We start from the raw sequence: 19,770 nt of genomic DNA, 5'->3' as shown, positions 1-19,770 counted from the left end.
AGGCGGTCCTATATGCTCAACACTTCCGCACGCCAGAACCCCAAGAAATCGCGCACGATTCTGGTCGTCGAGGATGAACCCGATCTCGCCACTGCCATAGCGCAGCGCATCACCGCGAACGGATGGACGGCACGCGTCGCAGGAGACGGCGCGTCCGCCGTCCGGGCGGCAAAGCAGCTCAAGCCTGATCTAGTCATCATGGACATCATGCTGCCCGTTATGGATGGCATCGAAGCGACGAAACGCATCGTCGCCGAACGTCCTGTCCCGGTGTTGATGCTTACCGCCCGCGATGCCGAATCGGATAAGGTCATGGGGCTCGGAGCGGGCGCCGACGATTACATGACCAAGCCGTTCTCGCCGCGCGAACTCATCGCTCGCTGCGAGGCTCTGTTGCGCCGCGTGGAGCGCGCCACCATCATCGCCAAGAACCTGGAGAACGAGAAGATCCTCGACTTCGGGTCGCTGGTCATCGACCCGCGGCAGCGCATCGTCACGCTCAACGGCGAACAGGTGCACCTGACGCCCACAGAATTCGACCTGCTTGCAACACTCGCACGCAAGCCGAAAACCGTGTTCAAGCGCGAGAAACTGCTTGAAGAAGTCTGGGATTGGCCGGATGCTTCAGGCACCCGTACCGTGGATTCCCACGTCAAGGCCCTGCGCCATAAGCTTGGCTCGGAAATGATCCGCACGGCGCACGGTGTCGGGTACGCCTTCGAACCGCCGGAGCCCAATGAAGACGACGCCGAAAGCGAGACCCGCTGATGACTCACCAGTCAGATTCGCCCCGGCCCAATCAATCTTCGAAAAAACGGCCGCGGGCGAACCGGCTGTTGGATAGTGGACGGCCTATCGGCTTCTTCTCATCGCTAAAGTTCGAATTGTCCGTCCTGATTGTCATTTCCACCGCCATCGCGTTCGTGATGGCATGGTTCCTGCTCAAAGTCGGCCTGACCGGATGGGTTGCCATGCCGATTACGCTCGCCGTGGCCTTGGGCATCACCTATTTCTTCTCACGCGGGCTGACAACGCCTCTGCGGCAGATGCGAGACGCCGCGGAAGCCATGGCGGAAGGCGACTACACCGTGCGCGTGCAGACCGGCACGGACAGCAACGATGAGATCGGCATGCTGGCCAGATCGTTCAACGAAATGGCCGAGGAGCTTCAACACGCCGACCAGATGCGCAACGATTTGATTGCGAACGTCAGCCATGAGCTGCGCACACCGGTTTCGGCGCTGCAGGCGATGCTTGAGAATCTCGCCGACGGCGTGGTCGAACCGACCCCGGCGAATATGGAGAGCATTCTCAACCAAACGCATCGATTGAGCGATCTGATCGCATTCCTGCTCGATCTGTCCCGTATGGAGGCAGGCGCGGCGAGCCTGCAAATCGAGCGCTTCAATTTCGCCGATTTCATCGACGAGACCATCGAACCTTTGGAAATCGCGGATTCCGGCCATGCCCACACCATCGACATGCATGTGCCTGATGATCTGACGATGGAAGGCGACCAGGACCGGCTGCGTCAACTGTTCACGAATGTCATCGGCAACGCGCTCAAGCACTCCCCCGATGACACGGCGGTGTTGATTGAAACGCACGAAAACAAAACCAACGACACCATTGTGACCAATGTGGTCAATTTCGGTTCGCAGATTCCGGTTGAGGCCAGAAGCGATATCTTCCGGCGTTTCGTCAAAGGCAAAACCGGCCCCGGCACCGAATCGGGCGGCACCGGGCTCGGGCTGTCCATCGCGCGGTGGGCCGCCCAGCTGCACGGCGGCACGGTGCGTGTCGTGGACGACCCGCGCGGTGCGGATTTCGAAATCACACTGCCCAAGCATCATATCCAGGCGGATGTTGCCAAGTCCGCGCGTAGTGGGGACGCATAAGGGCGCTGGCTATAGGCCGGCGCGGTGCATTCGGTGCATTCGGTCAGCACATTCGCATTTCGGCGGGTGTCGCGGTTGGTTCTGCGGCACCCGCCGCTGTTTGTCGTGGCTATCCGACATACTGAATTCGAACATGTGTTCGAATGGAGGTATGTGATGGTCGTCAGCATCAGAACACGCCAGCCGGGCATCACCGGCGTTGACACCGGCATGGCCCGGCTGTCAGATGTCATTTCCTCGATTCACCCGGCATCGGAATCCCCCGTACCGGTGCCGCAGGCACTTGAGGCAGTACACGCCGGCTTTCCCTCGGTCGCGCAGGATTATTTCGATGGCGACTTCAGTCTTGACGAACATATCATCATGCACCCGGACACCACGTTCATCGTGACCGTGGCAGGCGATTCCATGCAAAACGCGGGTATCTGGGACGGCGACTTGCTGGTGGTTGACCGTGCGCTCGATCCGCAGGACGGCGATGTGGTCGTCGCCGTCCTCGATGATGAGCTGACCGTAAAGCGGCTGGTCATGCACGGGCATACCCCGGTGTTGCACCCGGAAAATCCCGCGTATCCGGATTTCATCCCCTCCCCCGACCAAGACCTGCTGATTTGGGGTGTGGTAACCGGGAACTACCATTGGCAGCGTAAGACGGCCCAACGCCACGCAGAACAACCAGTTCCGTCGGTCACCTATCCGGGAGCGAAATCCAGCGGCGGCGCAATCGTCGCTCCCAAGCATCCGGGTGCCTACCGGCACGGAGGGTGGGGATCGCGCCATGCCTGACCCCCGTGTGCAAGAGCATCCAATTGTGCTCGCCGACGCCAATAACTTCTACGCATCCTGCGAAGCTGTATTCCACCCAGAGGTAGCCGGGAAGCCTCTTGTGGTCCTGTCGAACAACGACGGGTGCGTGGTTTCCCGGTCGTACGAAGCCAAAGCGCTTGGCATCGCCAACGGCACGCCATGGTTCACCATCCGTCAGGAGGCGGCATACGACCAAGTCATCGCCCGGAGCTCCAACTACGAGCTGTATGGCAGCCTGTCAAAGCGCATGATGTCTATCATGTCGGGATTCCTGCCCGGACAGGAGGTGTACTCCATCGACGAATGTTTCATGCATTCGCCGTGGGACAGCGAGCAAACACGCCGAATCGCCGCCGTTATGCGGCGAGCCGTATTGCAGGGAGTAGGCATACCGGTGAGCATCGGCATCGCCCCCACCAAAACTCTGGCGAAAATCACAAACCATTGGGCCAAACGGCATCCATCGTCCCGCGGGGTTACCACATGGGGCGATTTGTCGCGCGATGACCAAGGAACAGCCGTGCTTTCGTCCATCGAAATCGACGATGTCTGGGGCATCGGCAGAAGACTGGCGAAACGTCTGCGCGGCTTGGGCATACGGCAGGCCGCGCAACTGCGCGATCAGGATCCGGTCAATATGCGCAGGCGCTTTTCGGTGCAACTTGAACGGACGATTCTGGAGCTGCGGGGCATACCGTGCATCGCGGATGACAGCGACGCAACCGGAGACAAGCGCGACTGCCAGATATTATGCTCCCGTATGTTCGGCACCCCGATTCTTGGCGAGGAAGGCCTCAGACAAGCGGCGTCCGTATACGCCCAGTACGCCTGCAGGAGGCTCCAACGGCAGCACAGCCTGTGCACGCGGGTTTCAGTGTTCTGTGCCAGCAGTCCTTTCAGTAAGCATGATCAGTACTCATCAGTCTGCGGCAGTATCCTCCTGCAAGACCCGAGTGACGACCCGGTCATCATATCCGCGGCCGCCAGGCAGGCGCTCCACGGCAGAATCACCCCTTCGGTGCGTTATGTGCGGGCTGGTGTCATGCTCACCGGATTAGTTGATGCCGCGTCCTATGGCACTCTCCCCGCTTTGGGCGCACAGACAGATCCTGGTCTGAGTGAGGCGTTCGAACAGGTCGCCAGAAGATTCGGCCCGGCCCGCGTAGGCATCGGTTTCGCAGGCATCCGGGGAGACGGCAGGAACAACGACGGTACCGGAGCCGCATGGGCCATGCGGCGCGAGATGCTGTCATCGCGTTGTACCACGCGTTGGAACGAGATGCCGGTCGTGCGTGCCGACTGACAGACGGACTGCCGACTGGCAGACAGACTGGTGCCGTGACACACCGCACTCCACAAACCGTCTATGCCAACAACACCCTCAGCGTCACCAGTTTGCGAAACCGTACAAACCAGTGACACAAAACGAGAGACTTAGCGTAGATAGATTGTGAAGGAGCGCACTGTGGTGAGGTGCGCTGTGAGGAGGTATGGGCTGGTGTGGCTGAGGGTTGATTCTTGGTGCGAATCAGCAATCAGCTGACACGCGACGAACCACCTCGAGGCGGCGTATCCGCCAAGGCGATTGCGGCAGAGACATGAATTCCAGCGGCGGCAAGCACATCGGCGCATCCACGCAATGTGGATCCGGTTGTGATGATGTCGTCCAGCAGAATCACCGTCCCGACACCCACGTCGCGGCAACCCATATCATGTAGACAACCATCATGCAACCGACCGCGCACACGGAACCGATCGCCCATGCGGTCATGACGCTGCTGCGCGCTGGACAGGCTGACCGACCGTCCCCCGTGGCGCGCGACTGTCAGCACATCGGCGACCACGGCATCGTACCCGTATTCCCCACATAGCAGACGACATACCGCATGCGACAACACAGTCATATGCGGTCTGCCGCGGGCCCGAACGGACCGTCCGGATGAAGGTACTGGGACAAGCGCCACCCGATGATCGCTGCCGACACCCGAAACACCCGAGGCAGCACCAATCCTGCCCAGCATCATATCGACGGCAAACGCAAGATACCGGGCGAACACAGTATCGCATTCCCGATCATCATGATCCTTCCATGCGAGCACCGCCGACCTTGCCCGACCCGAATACCGCGCACATGCAAGCGTACCGCCGGGAAGGCCCGGAAACTGCCGGGACGGCCACACAGTAAACAACGCCCGGCAATCGGCGCACAACACCGAATCGGGTTCACCGCACCCCGCACATCCGCGCGGCAGCACAACCATCGCGAACGGGGATGACAACAGGCGGGAAGCCAAATCACGCAATCGCATGCATCCGACTGTATGCGAACGCCACGCGGCGATGCCAGCCCGTACGACGCATGTGGTCAGAAGTTACGACTGCGCTGCTCTCCAAAGCATCACATCACACAATGCCGCACGATGCACACGATGCCGCACAATACGCGCAATACGCAGCACAACATCACTGCATCAGACCATCATGATGCCCGCGCCGCATCACAGCGCGGTAAGCCACGCCGCGCGACACGACTAGGCTCATGCCCTTGACGGCACAAACACCTACCTGCATTCGGCAAAAGGCCACCGGTGATTCACGCAACCACAGGCAGACGGCGAATGAGCTCACCGCACACCTCAAGGGTCTCCTCCGGCCCCGTGACACGAATGGCAATCGTTCCGGCGTTGACAGCAGGGTAATCATTGCCGTCCGGATCCATACGGTCGCCGAGATAAATCATCTGCGACACGTCGATATGCAGCGCGGTCGCCAACTGCCGGACGGCATACGCCTTATCCACACCGCGCAGCGAGATATCAACGCTTGTGGACCCGCCGGATCGGACCGCCAAATCAGGCACATCGGCGCTGACAGCCTCGGCGAGCCGGTTCTTCTTCTCATTGGTCGGATCCCAGGATTCCTTCGCTGCAATCGGCGCGAGCTGCCCCAAGGCAGAGAAGGTAATCTGGCTGCCGCGGTCTTCTATGCGATCGCCCCACACGTGGTCTTCCCAAATGCCTTGTTCCTTGGCGTGTCGTTCCAGCGAACTGATGGCGGCCTGCCGCTCGGCGACGCTGAGATTATGCTCGTACACGCACTCCCACTGCGTGCCATCCCAGCGGTAGTAACGGGTTCCGCTGGTCGGCATCAAATGCATATTCGCTTTGCAGGCGCGATCGTCCAACATATCGAGAATCTGGCTGCGTACCAGGGCGAACCTGCCGCCGGTGACAATCGCCACCGGCAGACGGTGGGTCAGCGCGGTCAGGCAATCCGCGATTTGCGGGGAAATCGGTTTCTTCGATCTGGCGAGCGTACCGTCGAGATCGAAGGCAATCGCTTTCGCTTCGGACGCCACTGCGTCGAGATCAAGCTGCTGCCATGCATGGATCGCTGTGGCGTTCATTGTTCCTCCTTGCCGAAATGCACCCTGCTATCCTAGCTCAATCCTTGCCTCGACATACAGTTGACGACATGCTGCGAGCACCTTGGCAATTACACGTATACCGCAACAGGCACGGCCGCGGAAGCCGTACCCCGATGTTCGGGGTGAGAATGCCCCGGTACCGGACGAAAAGCGGCATGTTTGACGATATGGTCGCATCCCAGTTGCGCCGGCTGCACGGAGCATGGCCTCAATTGGTGCAGCCCGTACAGTTCGCCGTCGAGGACGTTCCGCCGTCCGATCCGGCACCCTGGCAGGCGGACCCGGATTTATGCTCCCAATGCTTCCCCGCCGGGCGCGGCACGCCAGCACGCATCGTCCTGTACCGCATGCCAATTCAGATGCATGCGCGCACCCGTATGGACCTTCAGTTCGCGATCCGCGACGAGCTGGTCAGCCGTCTCGCTGAGCTGTATGGCCGTAGACCTGAGGAAATCGACCCCGATTGGGGGCTTGATTAGCGAACGGTCAGTGCACGATGCGCTGGTCGTTCGCCGTCAGCACTTCACGGCTCTGTGGCTCCAACGATGATGCCGGCAGATATGCTGCCTGTGCCACCTTGCCTGAAGACAGCGAAGTCTGCGACAGTCTCGCGCCCCACACCATGTTCTTGCCTGCACGGCATGTGAGCATCTGGGTACCGGCGCCGATATCTTCGGGATCGACCGACACGCCTGTCGTGGCATCCACCTGAATCTTCTTGCTTCCCGTCGCCTTACCGGACGCATCGAAGCCACGCACCGTGACAGTCTGGTCATTGTCAGACAGATTGACCAGTTGCAGACTCGCTGACGTTGATGACGGGATGACCAAGCCTGAGGCCTGTTGTCCCGACTCTCCGGGGACGAACGCGAAATCCGCCTGTCCGGAACCACTCTGGCTGACTGTCGCCTGTATGTTGATTTCGGATGTGGCGTCGGCGAATAAGCCCAGCGTACCGTCTGGGGCGTTGCCGAGATCGACCGCGGTGACCCTGTTGCCGGGTACGGTAACCGTTTTCGCCTCCACCCGGCCTTCGTCGGTCACCCACGACAACGTCACTGTGGTGCTGCGCCGTGCGAAGACGAGGGCAGTCACAGCATCGCCTTTAACCACTCCGGGCATGGCCTGGGTGAGCGCCGCGGTCTGAAGCGGGAGAACGACATCCGATCCCTGCGGCTTCAACCCCTGCATGCGAATCACTTTCACGACGGACGAAATCGGTGTCTCCTTGCTGGACACGGTGACGTACACGCCCTGCTGTCCGGGCGCGGCAGCGGCGATATCAAGGGTCGCCTGACCGCCTGCGGAGACCGTCAACGTGCTGGACGTGGACAATGACATCTTCCCCGCATGTTTCGTGCCGTATACGGTCACATCAAGTGACGTAGACTTCTGCGAAGGATTGGACACCACGAGCTGCTCGGTGACACCAGTCTGCGTCGCAGGCAGCAGGAATGTGTCACTCAGGGCGGTCGGCACGCACGAAGCGGCCGACATACCCTTCAAATCCCCCGATGTTGCCCACGACGCCATCGAGCCGATCACACCGGTCCCTGATTTCGCCTCAAGCAGTTTCGCATCAATGTATTGCGCGCTCTTCGTGACGTCGCCGGCGAGCGTCTTCACGTTCGCGGAATCCAGCAAATCGCTGTCGGACAGCTCGCCGGGCTGCGCATCGTCAGCAACCGGATAATCGTAGACATCGGCACCATACACGGAACCGAAGGCCGCATACAAGGCGGAAGACGCAATGTTGCCCGCGGTCGCCTGGTATTCGCTGTCCCCGAAATTCTCGTCATCAGCAAGCGTCATCTGCTGCGAACACAACAGCCCGTATTGCGTCTGGCTGACATGTTGCACGGTCGTCCCTGACGTAACCGAAGGAGAATCGACCAGCCATCCGGCGGGCTTGAGCACAATCAAGGCGGCAAACGCCGCAAGGATGACCACCATAGTCAGCAGAGCAACAAGGACGCGACGGACCGTCGACGCGGTGTGACGGCCCGACCCGCCACGCTTACGATTGGATAGCTCCTGACTCATGCTTCATCCTCCTCGTCATCGCTCATCACCTTGGCGCCCGGACGAGGCAGGGCGACCAGACAGTATGCGGCGATGACAATACCCATGCTCCACAGCCATACGTAACGCCATCCGCGCGCCTGCAATCTGCGCTGCGCCGAGGTGTTGACGTGCTGAGTCGCGGTATCGGTTGCGCCGGCGACACGGTAGTAGGTGCCGCTATCCGCGCTGACGACGGTCTGCACGCCGTCGCACGCGGTGATATTAGCGATCAACTTCCCTGTCGCAGTCCGTGCAGCGCGGTTCGAGGTATTGGGAACCACGTAAATGCCGCCGAAGCCCAGCTGGCTGATCGCCGCGATGGCATCGTCATCAGAGCCTGACAACAACGCCGCGCTCGCCTGGGCGAGGGTCTGGTATGCGGCATCACGCTCCCCCGACACGAACTGGGCCCGCAACGCAGGCGAAGCGTCAATCAGGTCGCCTTTGCCGGTGCGCAATATCGAATAATTGACTGAATTGTCGGTCTGGGCCTGCAAGGCGAGCACGCGGTAATCGCTGTTCTTCGCCAGATAATCTGTGGCAACCATCGGCAATCCGCTCGTGCTGCCGCCGATATGCTGGCTGGGAGACACCAAAGCTGCGAAACCGCACCATGTGGCGGCAAACGCCAGCATCACAATGACCAGCAGGGCACGTGCGGCACGGGTCAAGGCCGTCGTGCGACGGGATTGTTCAGGACTTGCATGAACAGCGCCTTCTTCGGCACCAAGAGACGTCTTCAACGGGCGGAAACGCTGTACAGCCCCTCCCGCGACCAAGCACAGGCAGGACAGGAACGCCACCATGACCAAGGCCATGCCCGGAAGCACGGAACCGGCCACCTGGCCGTCGGCGTCAACCGCGATGGCCACGCGGGACGATGCCAGACACAACACCGCTCCGCACACCGCGACCACCCACATCATACGCGACACTCTGAGCGCAAACGGCAGGAACAACGAGATGACAGCCAAGGCGGCCACGACGGCAAGCACCACAACCGAAGCGACGTGCAACGCGGTCTGCGGATCAAGCGAGCTTAAGTCGCCACTCCCGCTGACGCCGAAAGTCCTGCGGACCACATCGGTCAGACTCAACGCCGTCGGCGAGCCGTTCACACTGCGCACAGGTATCGCAATATCGCCGAACAGCTGCCGCCACATGCCCTGCGTGCCGTTATGGATGGCATTGAGCAGGGTCGGAGCAACGGCGAATCCCGCGGGGAACGGGATGAGCAGCAACATGGCACGATGCTTCGGCACCATCATGAGGAACACGATGAACGCGACGACCAAGGCGAGCAGCGTCTGCGGCTCTGACAGTACAACGACGACAAAGCACAAAGCCGCGCACGCCGCAGCCTGAATCGACGCCTTCGGCTTGATCGGGTCCTCGGTGTGGTACATACCCACGGCGCGGAACACGAAGGCGAATGCAGCGGGCAGGAAGACCATCATGGTCAGCATCGCGAGGTTCCCGGATTGGTACAGCCCCATCGCTGCGGCGAAGGAGACCCACATCAGCCCGCCGGCGATACGTACCGAGTCGGAACGGGTGAACACTCCCGCCAGCGCCCAGAACGACAATGCCGCGAGCGGCGCGGAAGCACAGTACATGATGCTGACCGCCGTGGCGACATGCCCCAACGTGAACACGGAGGCGACCATGAGCACCAACAGCCACGGCGTCGGTGGTGCTGCGCGGCCGACACCGCCGCCGAACACCCATTGTGTTGTTGCGGAATCAACAAGTTGGCGCCAATTCGCGCCAGTGGCCAACCATTGGTCCGAATACAGCGTGCCACCGGAGGCAAGGGAACGCACCAGCGACCATTGCGAGCCGATGAGCAGGCACAGCACCACCACGGCCATGAGTATCGCCCCGGTCCACCGCCGGATCAGACGGGTGCGCAGATGCGCTTTGGCCAACGGGCTGAGCAAAATCACATGGCGTTGGCTGTCCAAGGCGCGTCGGCGGTCACGCCAGCGCGCAATCTGCTGTCGGTCAGCAACCAGTTGCTCCAGACGGGATTGGGATACTTTGCTCTGCCGGGCGACCAGACGACGAGCCTTGAGAGCGCGCGGGAAGGACACAAGCGCGGACCACGGCATCACGAGCTCGCACAGTGCATCATACGGTTTTTTCGCGAACAGTTTCGCCACGGCACGCCCGATCGCGGCGGGCAGGCTGCACAGCCACCAGACCAGCCACCACAGCATGCGGATATCCGTATACGCGTAGCGTTGTTCGGCGCGCATCCGCGCCATCGACGCATGCTGAGGTTCATCCTCATCGATGGGCATGCCCGAACGGGTACGGATGCCTTCGAATCTTGCACGCCGATGGGCGATGCGAGCACGGGGCACGACGACGACACGCCCACCGCTGAGACACACGCGACGGCAGAAATCCGCGGATTGCGCGAAGGTACCGAACCACGATGAGATGCCGTGGAGCATACGCAACGTATCGACGGGAACCAACGCACCGGCGAGTGACACGGCGAAGACATCCTGTCTGCCGTCGTACTGCTCTTGGTCGGGTTCACCATCCACGACCAGCGAATACAGGCGGTGGTGGCCGGCGTACTTGCCGACATCATGAAGGTTCTGTCCCAGCCAATCGAGCTGTTTGGCCCCCAGAATTGAAGCGGTCGGCGCGTTGTGCCATGTCTCAATCAGCGATTCAAGGCAGATATTGTCAGCCGGGCGGGAATCATCATGCAACATCCACAGGCCGCGGATTCCTGCATCGAGCCGTGCCGTCTCGACAGCCTCCGAAACGGCTTGTGCAAAGGATTTCGCAGCCGTAACCGGAACGATGCGCACGGACACCTGCTTGGTCTGCGGCAACCGCATCGCAGGTCCGGCAGGCATGGGAATCACCTCGAATGAGGTCTGGAGGGGTTGTGCCAGCGTTCCCGTGCAATCAGCGATGACCACGACCCCCGGCAGCACGCTCTGTGCCAGCACGGCGGACAGGGTGGATGGGAAAAACCTCCTGTCTTCCTCGACGGTGATCACCGCCGCCACGGAGTCGTCAACGTCCTGGCTGTGCGTGTATGTGCGCGACGCCAAGACATCTCCCACCAACTGTTCGATGCCGCTGCCTGTCAAATCCATAGTTCCAGTGTACGCAAGGGGGTGAGAGCGTCACGCCCGACGACGTTCCTTCTTGTAGCGGCGACGCTCCCGCTCGCTCATTCCTCCCCAGATGCCGAACCGTTCATCATGGTCGACAGCCCAGTCGAGACACTGTTCACGTACTTCGCACAATTCGCATACCTGTTTGGCGTCGCGTGTCGAACCGCCTTTTTCAGGAAAGAACACCTCGGGGTCGGTTTGCGAGCATAAGGCCCTGTTGCGCCACGACAGCCCGTCATCTTCGTCAAAAATCCCCCAGGTCCCATGCAGCGAGCGCGAACCGGCGGCACCATTACCGTCGTGATCCCGTGACTCACCCCACATATCTCCTCCTTGGTATATCGAGTATCACTGCCTTCCAGCATATACACAGAACCGCCGATGCTTCAAGCTTTTATGCACCCTTGCTGCCATTTTCGTGGGCATGGCGAGGGCATTCCGCGTCGTCTAGACGGGGCCCGCAACCCGGTGTCACGGCTGATCGAAGAGCCGTTCGGGGTGCAATGTCGGGGGAATAGTGTGAATATGAAACGTTTCATCACTCTGATGGTCTACAATGACTTGGTCTAGAAGAACAAATCATCCAAGTTCGGCCAAGGCTGACGGCTCATAGGAAGGTTCCAAGCGTGACATCCCATCGCAGCAACCCCAAGCTTCCCAATCTCAATGGTTGGAATCAGCCCAAGCCCCGCCACAGCCTCGGGTACCGCACCCGGCACCAGGCTCGTTCCGTGGTCGTCAGCGTCGTCGCGGCGGCCTTGGTATTCGTCGGCAGCGCCGCCGCAATGACGTGGTACGACATCAACCATGTCATTGACGACAACACCATCAGCATCATCCCGCAGAAGTCAGGGTCCACGCAGGATACCGTCGTCGATCCCAACGCCGGCCAGACCATCAATATCCTGCTGCTCGGGCAGGATACGCGCAGCGGCGAAGAGAACAAGGCGTTGGGCGGTCCGGGCGAGGCGGAGAACCATCAGTCGGACACCGCAATGGTGTTGCAGATCAGCGCCGACCGCTCATACATCAACCTGGTGTCTATCCCGCGCGATTCCATCGTGAACGCCCCCAGCTGCCAGACCAGCAAGGGCACGATTGCGGCTCGCTATGACGTGATGTTCAACTCGATTTTCGCCAACGCGTATGCGAAAGGCGGAGACTTGGCCTCCGCCGGCAGCTGCACCTTGGCCGCGGTCAATTCGCTGACCGGACTGGACATTAAAAACTTCGTGGTTGTGGACTTCGCCGGCATGCGGGACATGGTCGATGCGCTCGGCGGCGTCGACCTATGCATCCCCGTCGCCACGAAAGATGCGACCACCGGTATCAATCTTCAGCCCGGCATGCAGCATCTCGACGGCACGACGGCGACCGAATACGCCCGCATGCGCCATGGGACCGGCACCGACGGCTCGGATATCATGCGTACGACACGCCAGCAGTACCTGGTCAAGGAAATCATCAAGGAAGCGCTTTCCAAGAACCTGTTCACGCAGAGTTCGCAGCTGTATCAACTGGCCAAAACTGCGCTCAAGTCCCTGAGCATCAGTTCCGGGCTGGCCCACGCATCCACGCTGGTGGGCTTGGCCATGAGCCTGAAGGATCTCGACCCGACCCACCTGTACATGCAGACGATTCCGGTGACCTCGTGGTCCAAGGACATTTACCGCGTCGTCTGGGCTTCGAACGCTGACGACGTGTGGGAGAAGCTGCGCAAGGAGGTGCCGCTGACACAAGCCGACGACACCACGTCCAAGACTTCTTCCGATTCATCCCCCTCCCCCAGCAGCTCGGACACCCCAAGCTCCTCCGACTCTGCATCCGCATCCGCAACGCCGACTGAGACCGTCGACCCGAAGACCGGCCTGATCACCCGCGCCGACGGCACACTGATCGACCCGAACACCGGCGGCATCGTCAACAAGAAGAACGGCACCATCACCGATCCTACGACAGGACAGTATCTAGGCATCGCCGACCGGTACCTCAATGCGACAGTATGTGCGGTTAATGCGCAGGAATGACGGAAATCCGTGATAATACGTCCGCGCTGAGTAAAAGTAGCACCGTATTCGCACAGGAGGTCGTATGTCACAAGGATCATCGCAGTGGGAGGCTGGCGGCAGCCAACCGCCGAGCTTCTTGCCTGCGGGGACCCCGAAACACCGAGTCCGCACCCCGTCCGCCCCGGCGCAGCCGGCGACAGGACAAGTCGTACCTCCAAGTTTCTCTCCGGCACAAGGCCGTACCTCTGGTTCGCGTGCGGCATCATCCGCACCACGAGCAGGCGCCGCACAGTCCGTTCGGCAATCCGCACGCGTATCCGGCGGATCGTCCCGCAACGCCACGAACAACGAGCATGCGATGGAATCCAGCGCCAACGATATCCGGCGTCCTTCCAGTTCACGGGGCCCTTCCGGCCCGGCACGGCCCCGTCGTCACATCAGTGCAGGCCGTGTGTTCTCCAGGTTCATTGTCGTACTGTTGGTCGCCGTCATCGTCGCAGGAATCGCGGCCTACAACTGGGTCAACAGCAATCTCAGCAAATCCGCGTGGCTGAGTGATATGTCCAGTGGACAGGCGACGTCGTGGCTTATTCTCGGCTCCGACGAGCGCGACGGCTCAATCAACGAATCCTCTGGAGATGTCCCCGGAACCCGCACCGATACGATTCTCGTACTGACCAAACCGAAAAGCGGGCCGAGCTCGCTGATCTCCATCCCCCGCGATTCACTCGTGAAGGTCGATGACAAGTCCATGAAAATCAACGCCGTATACGAGCTATACGGCAAGAAGAGTCTGGTTGGCGCAGTCGAAAACATCACCGGACAGAAAATCGACCATGTCGCCATGGTGAAATTCGGTGGCGTGCAGGACGTGGTCAACGCCTTGGGCGGTGTGGAACTGTGCTATGACAGCACAGTCAACGACGCGAATTCCGGGCTCGTATGGCAAGCAGGATGCCATGTCGCAGACGGTGGGACCGCGCTGGCGTTCTCACGTATGCGCTACTCCGACCCACAGGGCGATTTCGGCCGTGCCGCACGGCAGCGCCAAGTCATCGCCGCGATTATGAAAAAAGCAACATCACGAAGCACGCTGACCAGTTTCTCGACCACGTCGAAGGTTGCGAAAACAGCCTTGGCCTCGGTAAGCGTGGATGACAAGACGACGCCGACCACCCTGCTGGCCATGGTGATGGCGTTCCGCAGCGCCTCGAGTTCCAAGGGCATATCAGGCAGTGTCTATTGGACCGATCAGGGATATTATGTGGCCGGCGTCGGATCGTGCGTACTGCTTGACGATGACAAGAATCTGCAACTGTTCAGCGAACTGGCGGCTGGCACTCACGCTTCGGGCAGTGTCGGCACGCTCGCCGAGGCCTCCTGACGCGGGTTCGAGCCGCGTATCGTCGGCGTTCTCTGTGACGCATAAGGCATCACACAGGAACGTGTGAAGTCCTCTCCCCTTGCGAGGTCACTCGCGCACTCGGGCACACACGCGAACTCGGGCATTCGGGCAACTCGCGCATCATCGCGCACTATCGTCCAATTGAAGAGCGCCGGTGAACAGCGTTATCGCATTGGCTCGTGCCGTCATCATCTTTCGTCCACATTTTCCCGGGCGTCTAGACGACACGCCGATTGCACCTTCATACTGTCGATATGACTTTGGGTTCTCGATCATCAACGCATATTCCGCAGCAATCAGCTCGGCCGCGTCAGCGACACCGACTTGTGCTACGGGGTAATCAGCGACGGCAGACGCACCGTCGTGCATCTGTGCTGCACCATCGCCGGATCCTCATCGCATGCAGCGCCCTAGCGCCGGCCGCCACGCAATGCACGATGGCGATCATCATGGGGCTGGAAGGACGCTGGATGTTCATTCCTATGGCAATCCCGGGATTGATAGGTTGTCTTGCCTCCGCCATATTGGCGATTGGCGGACGCGATGCGTACGAACACGGCGATATCGGCACGCCGGCGCATGCCTCCGACGATGCTTGCGTGACTGCCCGGTCTTCGCTCGAATTTCCGACGGGAAACGGCGCTCCCCCGCCCTCCGAACTCGATACGCCCGAACCGTTGGAAACGCTGCTGGGGCTCGACCATGACCCGATGTTGTGGCGTACCATCGTGCGCACATGGGCGCAAGGGTTGGATTCATCCTGTCCCGGTTCACGCGGCTGGCAGTCGCATGGCCCGGCCGCCGTCCAAAATCATGCCCGACACAGGCGTGATTCACCGCATCTCGACGTGCCAATCGGCACATGCGAAACGGGGGTATTCACACTGGACATCGCCAGACAGGGTCCGCATGCGCTAGTCGCCGGCACCACCGGTTCCGGAAAATCCGTGGCCTTGCTGGTCTGGTGCCTCGCGCTTGCGACGAGGAATCCGCCCAGCCGAGTGAACTTCGTGTTCATGGATTTCAAAGGCGGTGCCACATTCCAAGGGCTTGCCGACCTACCGCATTGTGTGGGCAATGTCTGCGACCTCGATCTTGCCCACGCGGCCAGGGCGTTGCTCGCGCTGGAGCGTGAGCTGCGGCGGCGCGAACAGCTTGTCGCTTCACAGGGTTGTTCCAGCCTCGCCGAGCTTGACAATCCACCACCCGCACTGGTCATTGTCATCGACGAGTTCCACGCGATACGTTCGTTGCTGCCCGATTATCTGGAACGGCTGACCCGTGTGACCTCACTGGGCAGGTCGCTGGGTATGCATCTGATCGCCTGCACGCAAAACCCGCTCGGCCAGGTCAGCGCCGAAATGAAAGCCAATATGCGGCTGCACCTGTGTCTGCGCGTCAACGACGCCATGCAATCGCGCGAGCTGCTCGATTCCCCGGTCGCACAGGCCATCAGTCCGTCGTGCCCGGGAGGGGCCTATCTGTACGATGGCGAAGCGTTGCAATCATTGAGGTGCACAACCCCTGGAGATTCTCGACGTCTGATTCGTCATATCGCCACCGCGGGGCTGTTCCTGTCGCCGACGCCCACGCCCATGCTGTTCACGCCTCCGCTGCCGGAGCACCTTGACCGCATGCCAGACAATCTGGCAGTTGCCGACCATGGCAACGGAAGTATGCAAACCGAGCGCCCCGACCGGGTGATCATCGGTATCAAGGACGACGGGGTCGTCTGGCACCCGGCATCCATTGACGTGTCGTTGGGCAATATCGCGATTATCGGCAGGCCTCGGAGCGGGAAGAGCAGACTGCTCGATGTGCTGTGCGAGCAGTCGCGGATGATCGGCATCCACGTCACCTGGTGGGCGGTCGGCGCCGACGGTGCCGCGGCGCGAACAGCGATTCGCCGCGTTGAGGCCGTCTCAGGGGCCGGCACGCGAACTCATCGTTGTCGACGACGCCGACGAACTCGCCGATCCGCTGTCCACCGACCCATATGCCGACCGATTCCGACGGGCGCTGCAATCACCCGATGTCACCGTCGCCTTCGCCGCGGGGTCCCTGCGCCATATCAGGGTCCCGCAGGATGCGCCGACACGCGTGGTCTTCCCTACCGGCGATCGCGTGCATGATCTCGGGCTGGGCATTCCCGCCCCCGTGCTCGCCTGCATGCAGCAGCGTGATTTCACCACCGCCGGTCGCGCGGTGGTACTTGACGGGCCGAGTGCAAGACCTGTACAATGTTTGCGCTATCAAGTAAAATGTTTGCGTTATCAATCTCCACACGACGATGACATTTCTCTGGGCCAAACCTCTTGAAAAGTCCTCGATTTCGTGATTATCTGGTAGTGGACTTGATTAAGACATGAAGGAAGGCAACAAGCAATGAGCAGTGCTTATGATTGGCGGGCAAAGGCCGCATGCCGCGACAAGGATCCGGAACTGTTCTTCCCTGTCGGCAACACCGGTGCGGCCTATCAGCAGATTGAGGAGGCGAAAGCCGTCTGCCGTACCTGCAAGGTCATCGACGCGTGCCTCAAATGCGCGCTTGACACCAACCAAGATTACGGTGTGTGGGGCGGTTTGAGCGAGGATGAGCGCCGCGCGTTGAAGCGCCGCGCAATGCGCGCACGTCGTTCGCAAAATATGCAGATGCAAATCTGATTGCCGCGGGCAGCCCGTCTTATTCGCAGTGGGGCCGGTCATCGATTCGGATGGCCGGCCCCACTGCGATTCTGCGGTATGGTATCGGCAAAATCTGCAATATCTGCGGTATCTGTAGTACCTCGTGGAGCCTATCTCACCTATGCGTGTGCGCTGACCCCTGATACACGCAGCAGCATCGTTGACATGCTGCGGATCGTACTTGCGATATCGAGTATCACCGCACACACATAGGGCAGATATGGCCCGCGAGGTACTACAGTCAGGCGAGATGCACGATTGTCGGCATCGTGGATCGGCACCTTATCGGTGTCGACTCCTGCATGGGCCACGGGCGGCCGAACGGCCGAGGCTGGATTCGATCCGCACTGGCGCAGTCCCAGAGACGACAGAACCCCACGCCGGCAAAATCCCGCACTCCATAGGAGATTACGGCGAAATCGGTCATCCGAAGATAATCTCCCAGGCCAATCCGGGAGTTCTTCAACGTGACGTGTGTTCCGGCATGATCTCCCGAACAGCAATGGCGGAATTCCGCGGTTCTGCAATTCAGTCTCAAAACCCGATCCGGGAGGTTACCGTCCGACGATCCCGGATTCGGCAAACTCCCGGCGAAACCGGCAGATTACGCCGAAAGAACCAAGCACCGAAAGAGCTCTCGCGCCTCCACGGGAATTGCGCCGATCCAGCTGGCTGTGCGGCAATCTCCCGGGCTGAGCTTTGGTACCGCAATCCCGGTTCTCAGAGCGTCAGAGTACCAGGCGCCTGAGGCCAAACACCCCTGAACGTCAGGTAGCCGAAACACCAACACGGCACAAGACTAATTCTGCTCGGCTTGGGCCGCCCTGAGATTGATGCTCACAATGACCTTGGTGCCACCCTGCTCGCCCGGCTCCCAGTGGACGCTGCCGGCGAAGTCGTTGGTGACGAAGGTATTGATGATCTGCGTGCCGAGCCCGGAACCCGATGATTTCGCCATCCCGTGTTCCTCCTCGGCTTCAATGCCAGAACCGTCATCTTCAACCGCGATATCAAGATGCGTGCCCGTTCGCTTCGCGCGGATCAGGATATGACCTTGCTGGCGGCCCTCGAACCCGTGCTCCACCGCGTTGGTGACCAGTTCGGTCAGCACCAGGGACAGCGGAGTCGCGTCCTGCGCGGGCATGAGCCCGAACGAACCGTCGAAATCGATGTCGATACGCTGATCGCTCATGGTGGCCAGATCGACGCTCATCTTCAACAGCTTCGAAATCACCTTGTCGAAGTCGACCATTTCGTCCGCGGTCTGGCTGAGGCCTTCGTGAACCATGGCGATAGTCTGCACACGGCGTTGTGCCTCTGCAAGTTCCTTCTTGACTTCCTGCGACTGAGTCTTGCGCGCCTGTAGCCTGAGCAGCGCGGAGATGGATTGCAGATTGTTCTTCACCCGGTGATGGATTTCGGAGATCGTCGCATCCTTGGTCTGCAGTTCGACATCCCGGCGACGCAGCTCGGTGACATCGCGGCACAGCACGATGGCGCCCGTCCGGCCGTTTGCGTCGTACAGCGGCAGAGACCGCATGGACACCGCGGAACGATTGGCTTCGAGCTCAGAATCGACCGCCGCTTTGCCGCTCAAAACCAGCGGCAGGCTTTCAGGGAACGTGTCGTTCGTATGCAGCAGCTGCGTGCCGACTTCGCTCAGATACTGGCCCTGCATGGTGGACAGCGAGCCGAGACGACGGAAACAGCTCACCGCATTCGGAGCGGCGTACCGCACGATGCCGTCGACGGTGAGGATGATGAATCCGTCGGCGACACGGGCGTTGTGCCGCTGGTTCATCACTGGATCATGATACGGGAACTGCCCGCGCGGAATCATCTCATAGAGCTGCTTGCCGGCGTTGATGCTTTCGGACTCATAGCGGCCGTTGGATTCGCGTGTCGCCATATTGGTCTCACGCACCACCAGTCCCAAGGTCTTGCCCTCATGACGGACCGGGGCATACACATTGCACACCGTCGATTTGCCGATGCTGCGCATCACAGTCGAGCGGAAAATCGACGTCGCATGCATCGCAGCGTCCAACTCGCCGTCAAGCTCACGGTCGACTTCCTTGCCGACAACATCCTCGCTGCGCAAGGTCATCACCGTGGATGGACGGCACTGGTCGGCGACGACATAGCGGCCGTCCGGCATCGGTAATATCAGCAGCAGGTCGGCGAAACTCAGGTCGGCGATAACCTGCCAATCAGTGACGAGCTGGTGAAGCCATTCGCGATCGGCGTCGGTGAAGTCCGGGCGCATCGCAAGGATTTGCGTGAATACTGCCATGCTCCCATCATACGCACCACGGTCGTCCCGGTGGTGTCA

15 protein-coding genes are annotated in these 19,770 nt (G+C 60.6%); 9 read left to right on the top strand and 6 right to left on the bottom strand.

Annotation, left to right across the window (positions count from 1 at the left end; genetic code table 11):
• The first annotated feature begins 12 nt into the window (after positions 1-12).
• The 4 genes from CQR48_RS04060 to CQR48_RS04045 all read left to right on the top strand — a co-directional run bounded on the left by CQR48_RS04060 (position 13) and on the right by CQR48_RS04045 (position 4,008).
• On the top strand, positions 13-768 hold the full coding sequence (locus CQR48_RS04060) for a response regulator transcription factor (RefSeq protein WP_015450393.1): 756 nt from the start codon (positions 13-15) through the stop codon (positions 766-768).
• Positions 768-1,898 (top strand): sensor histidine kinase, encoded by a 1,131-nt coding sequence (locus tag CQR48_RS04055; RefSeq protein WP_044288523.1) that lies wholly within the window; start codon positions 768-770, stop codon positions 1,896-1,898. The genes CQR48_RS04060 and CQR48_RS04055 overlap by 1 nt, the downstream gene beginning before the upstream one ends.
• A gap of 156 nt (positions 1,899-2,054) precedes the next feature.
• On the top strand, positions 2,055-2,684 hold the full coding sequence (locus CQR48_RS04050) for a LexA family protein (RefSeq protein ID WP_081932242.1): 630 nt from the start codon (positions 2,055-2,057) through the stop codon (positions 2,682-2,684).
• A gap of 7 nt (positions 2,685-2,691) precedes the next feature.
• Positions 2,692-4,008, top strand: a complete 1,317-nt coding sequence (locus CQR48_RS04045; RefSeq protein ID WP_244898931.1) for a Y-family DNA polymerase — start codon at positions 2,692-2,694, stop codon at positions 4,006-4,008.
• A 232-nt stretch (positions 4,009-4,240) separates the two neighbouring features.
• On the opposite strand, the gene CQR48_RS04040 is transcribed toward CQR48_RS04045, so the two are convergent.
• A complete protein-coding gene (locus tag CQR48_RS04040) occupies positions 4,241-4,609 on the bottom strand; it encodes a ComF family protein (RefSeq protein WP_143252474.1) in 369 nt (122 codons plus the stop codon).
• A 689-nt stretch (positions 4,610-5,298) separates the two neighbouring features.
• A complete protein-coding gene (locus tag CQR48_RS04035; protein WP_015450388.1) occupies positions 5,299-6,111 on the bottom strand; it encodes an HAD-IIB family hydrolase in 813 nt (270 codons plus the stop codon).
• Positions 6,112-6,179: 68 nt separating this feature from the next.
• Here CQR48_RS04035 and CQR48_RS04030 point away from each other — a divergent pair, with 68 nt between their 5' ends.
• The gene (locus CQR48_RS04030) at positions 6,180-6,611 is read left to right on the top strand and encodes a metallopeptidase family protein (RefSeq protein WP_033493203.1); all 432 of its coding nucleotides are present in this window, start codon (positions 6,180-6,182) and stop codon (positions 6,609-6,611) included.
• Between the two features lie 7 nt (positions 6,612-6,618).
• Here the strand turns inward: CQR48_RS04030 and CQR48_RS04025 are convergent, their stop codons facing one another.
• The 3 genes from CQR48_RS04025 to CQR48_RS04015 are packed head-to-tail and all read right to left on the bottom strand — an operon-like array spanning position 6,619 to position 11,663.
• Positions 6,619-8,175 (bottom strand): DUF5719 family protein, encoded by a 1,557-nt coding sequence (locus tag CQR48_RS04025; protein WP_101452081.1) that lies wholly within the window; start codon positions 8,173-8,175, stop codon positions 6,619-6,621.
• Positions 8,172-11,318: a glycosyltransferase family 2 protein gene (locus CQR48_RS04020; RefSeq protein ID WP_101452080.1), complete on the bottom strand. Its 3,147-nt coding sequence runs from the start codon at positions 11,316-11,318 to the stop codon at positions 8,172-8,174. The genes CQR48_RS04025 and CQR48_RS04020 overlap by 4 nt, the downstream gene beginning before the upstream one ends.
• A 30-nt stretch (positions 11,319-11,348) precedes the next feature.
• A complete protein-coding gene (locus CQR48_RS04015; RefSeq protein WP_015450384.1) occupies positions 11,349-11,663 on the bottom strand; it encodes a WhiB family transcriptional regulator in 315 nt (104 codons plus the stop codon).
• A 302-nt stretch (positions 11,664-11,965) separates the two neighbouring features.
• Between CQR48_RS04015 and CQR48_RS04010 the strand changes: the two genes are divergently transcribed.
• The 4 genes from CQR48_RS04010 (at position 11,966) to CQR48_RS03995 (ending at position 17,417) form a co-directional block, all read left to right on the top strand.
• Positions 11,966-13,366, top strand: a complete 1,401-nt coding sequence (locus CQR48_RS04010; protein ID WP_101452079.1) for an LCP family protein — start codon at positions 11,966-11,968, stop codon at positions 13,364-13,366.
• 64 nt (positions 13,367-13,430) lie between these two features.
• Positions 13,431-14,732: an LCP family protein gene (locus CQR48_RS04005; RefSeq protein WP_180335111.1), complete on the top strand. Its 1,302-nt coding sequence runs from the start codon at positions 13,431-13,433 to the stop codon at positions 14,730-14,732.
• A 458-nt stretch (positions 14,733-15,190) separates the two neighbouring features.
• Positions 15,191-16,885, top strand: coding sequence for an FtsK/SpoIIIE domain-containing protein (locus CQR48_RS04000; RefSeq protein ID WP_180335110.1), 1,695 nt, complete (start codon positions 15,191-15,193; stop codon positions 16,883-16,885).
• A 253-nt stretch (positions 16,886-17,138) separates the two neighbouring features.
• On the top strand, positions 17,139-17,417 hold the full coding sequence (locus CQR48_RS03995) for a WhiB family transcriptional regulator (RefSeq protein ID WP_015450379.1): 279 nt from the start codon (positions 17,139-17,141) through the stop codon (positions 17,415-17,417).
• A gap of 820 nt (positions 17,418-18,237) precedes the next feature.
• On the opposite strand, the gene CQR48_RS03990 is transcribed toward CQR48_RS03995, so the two are convergent.
• Positions 18,238-19,731: a sensor histidine kinase gene (locus CQR48_RS03990; protein ID WP_015450378.1), complete on the bottom strand. Its 1,494-nt coding sequence runs from the start codon at positions 19,729-19,731 to the stop codon at positions 18,238-18,240.
• Between the last annotated feature and the right edge of the window lie 39 nt (positions 19,732-19,770).

The sequence above is a fragment of the Bifidobacterium thermophilum genome (genome assembly GCF_002846655.1).
GTDB classification, from domain to species: Bacteria; Actinomycetota; Actinomycetes; order Actinomycetales; family Bifidobacteriaceae; genus Bifidobacterium; species Bifidobacterium thermophilum.
The sequence above is the reverse complement of the archived record's forward strand: the minus strand, read 5'-3'. Positions and strand labels throughout refer to the sequence as shown.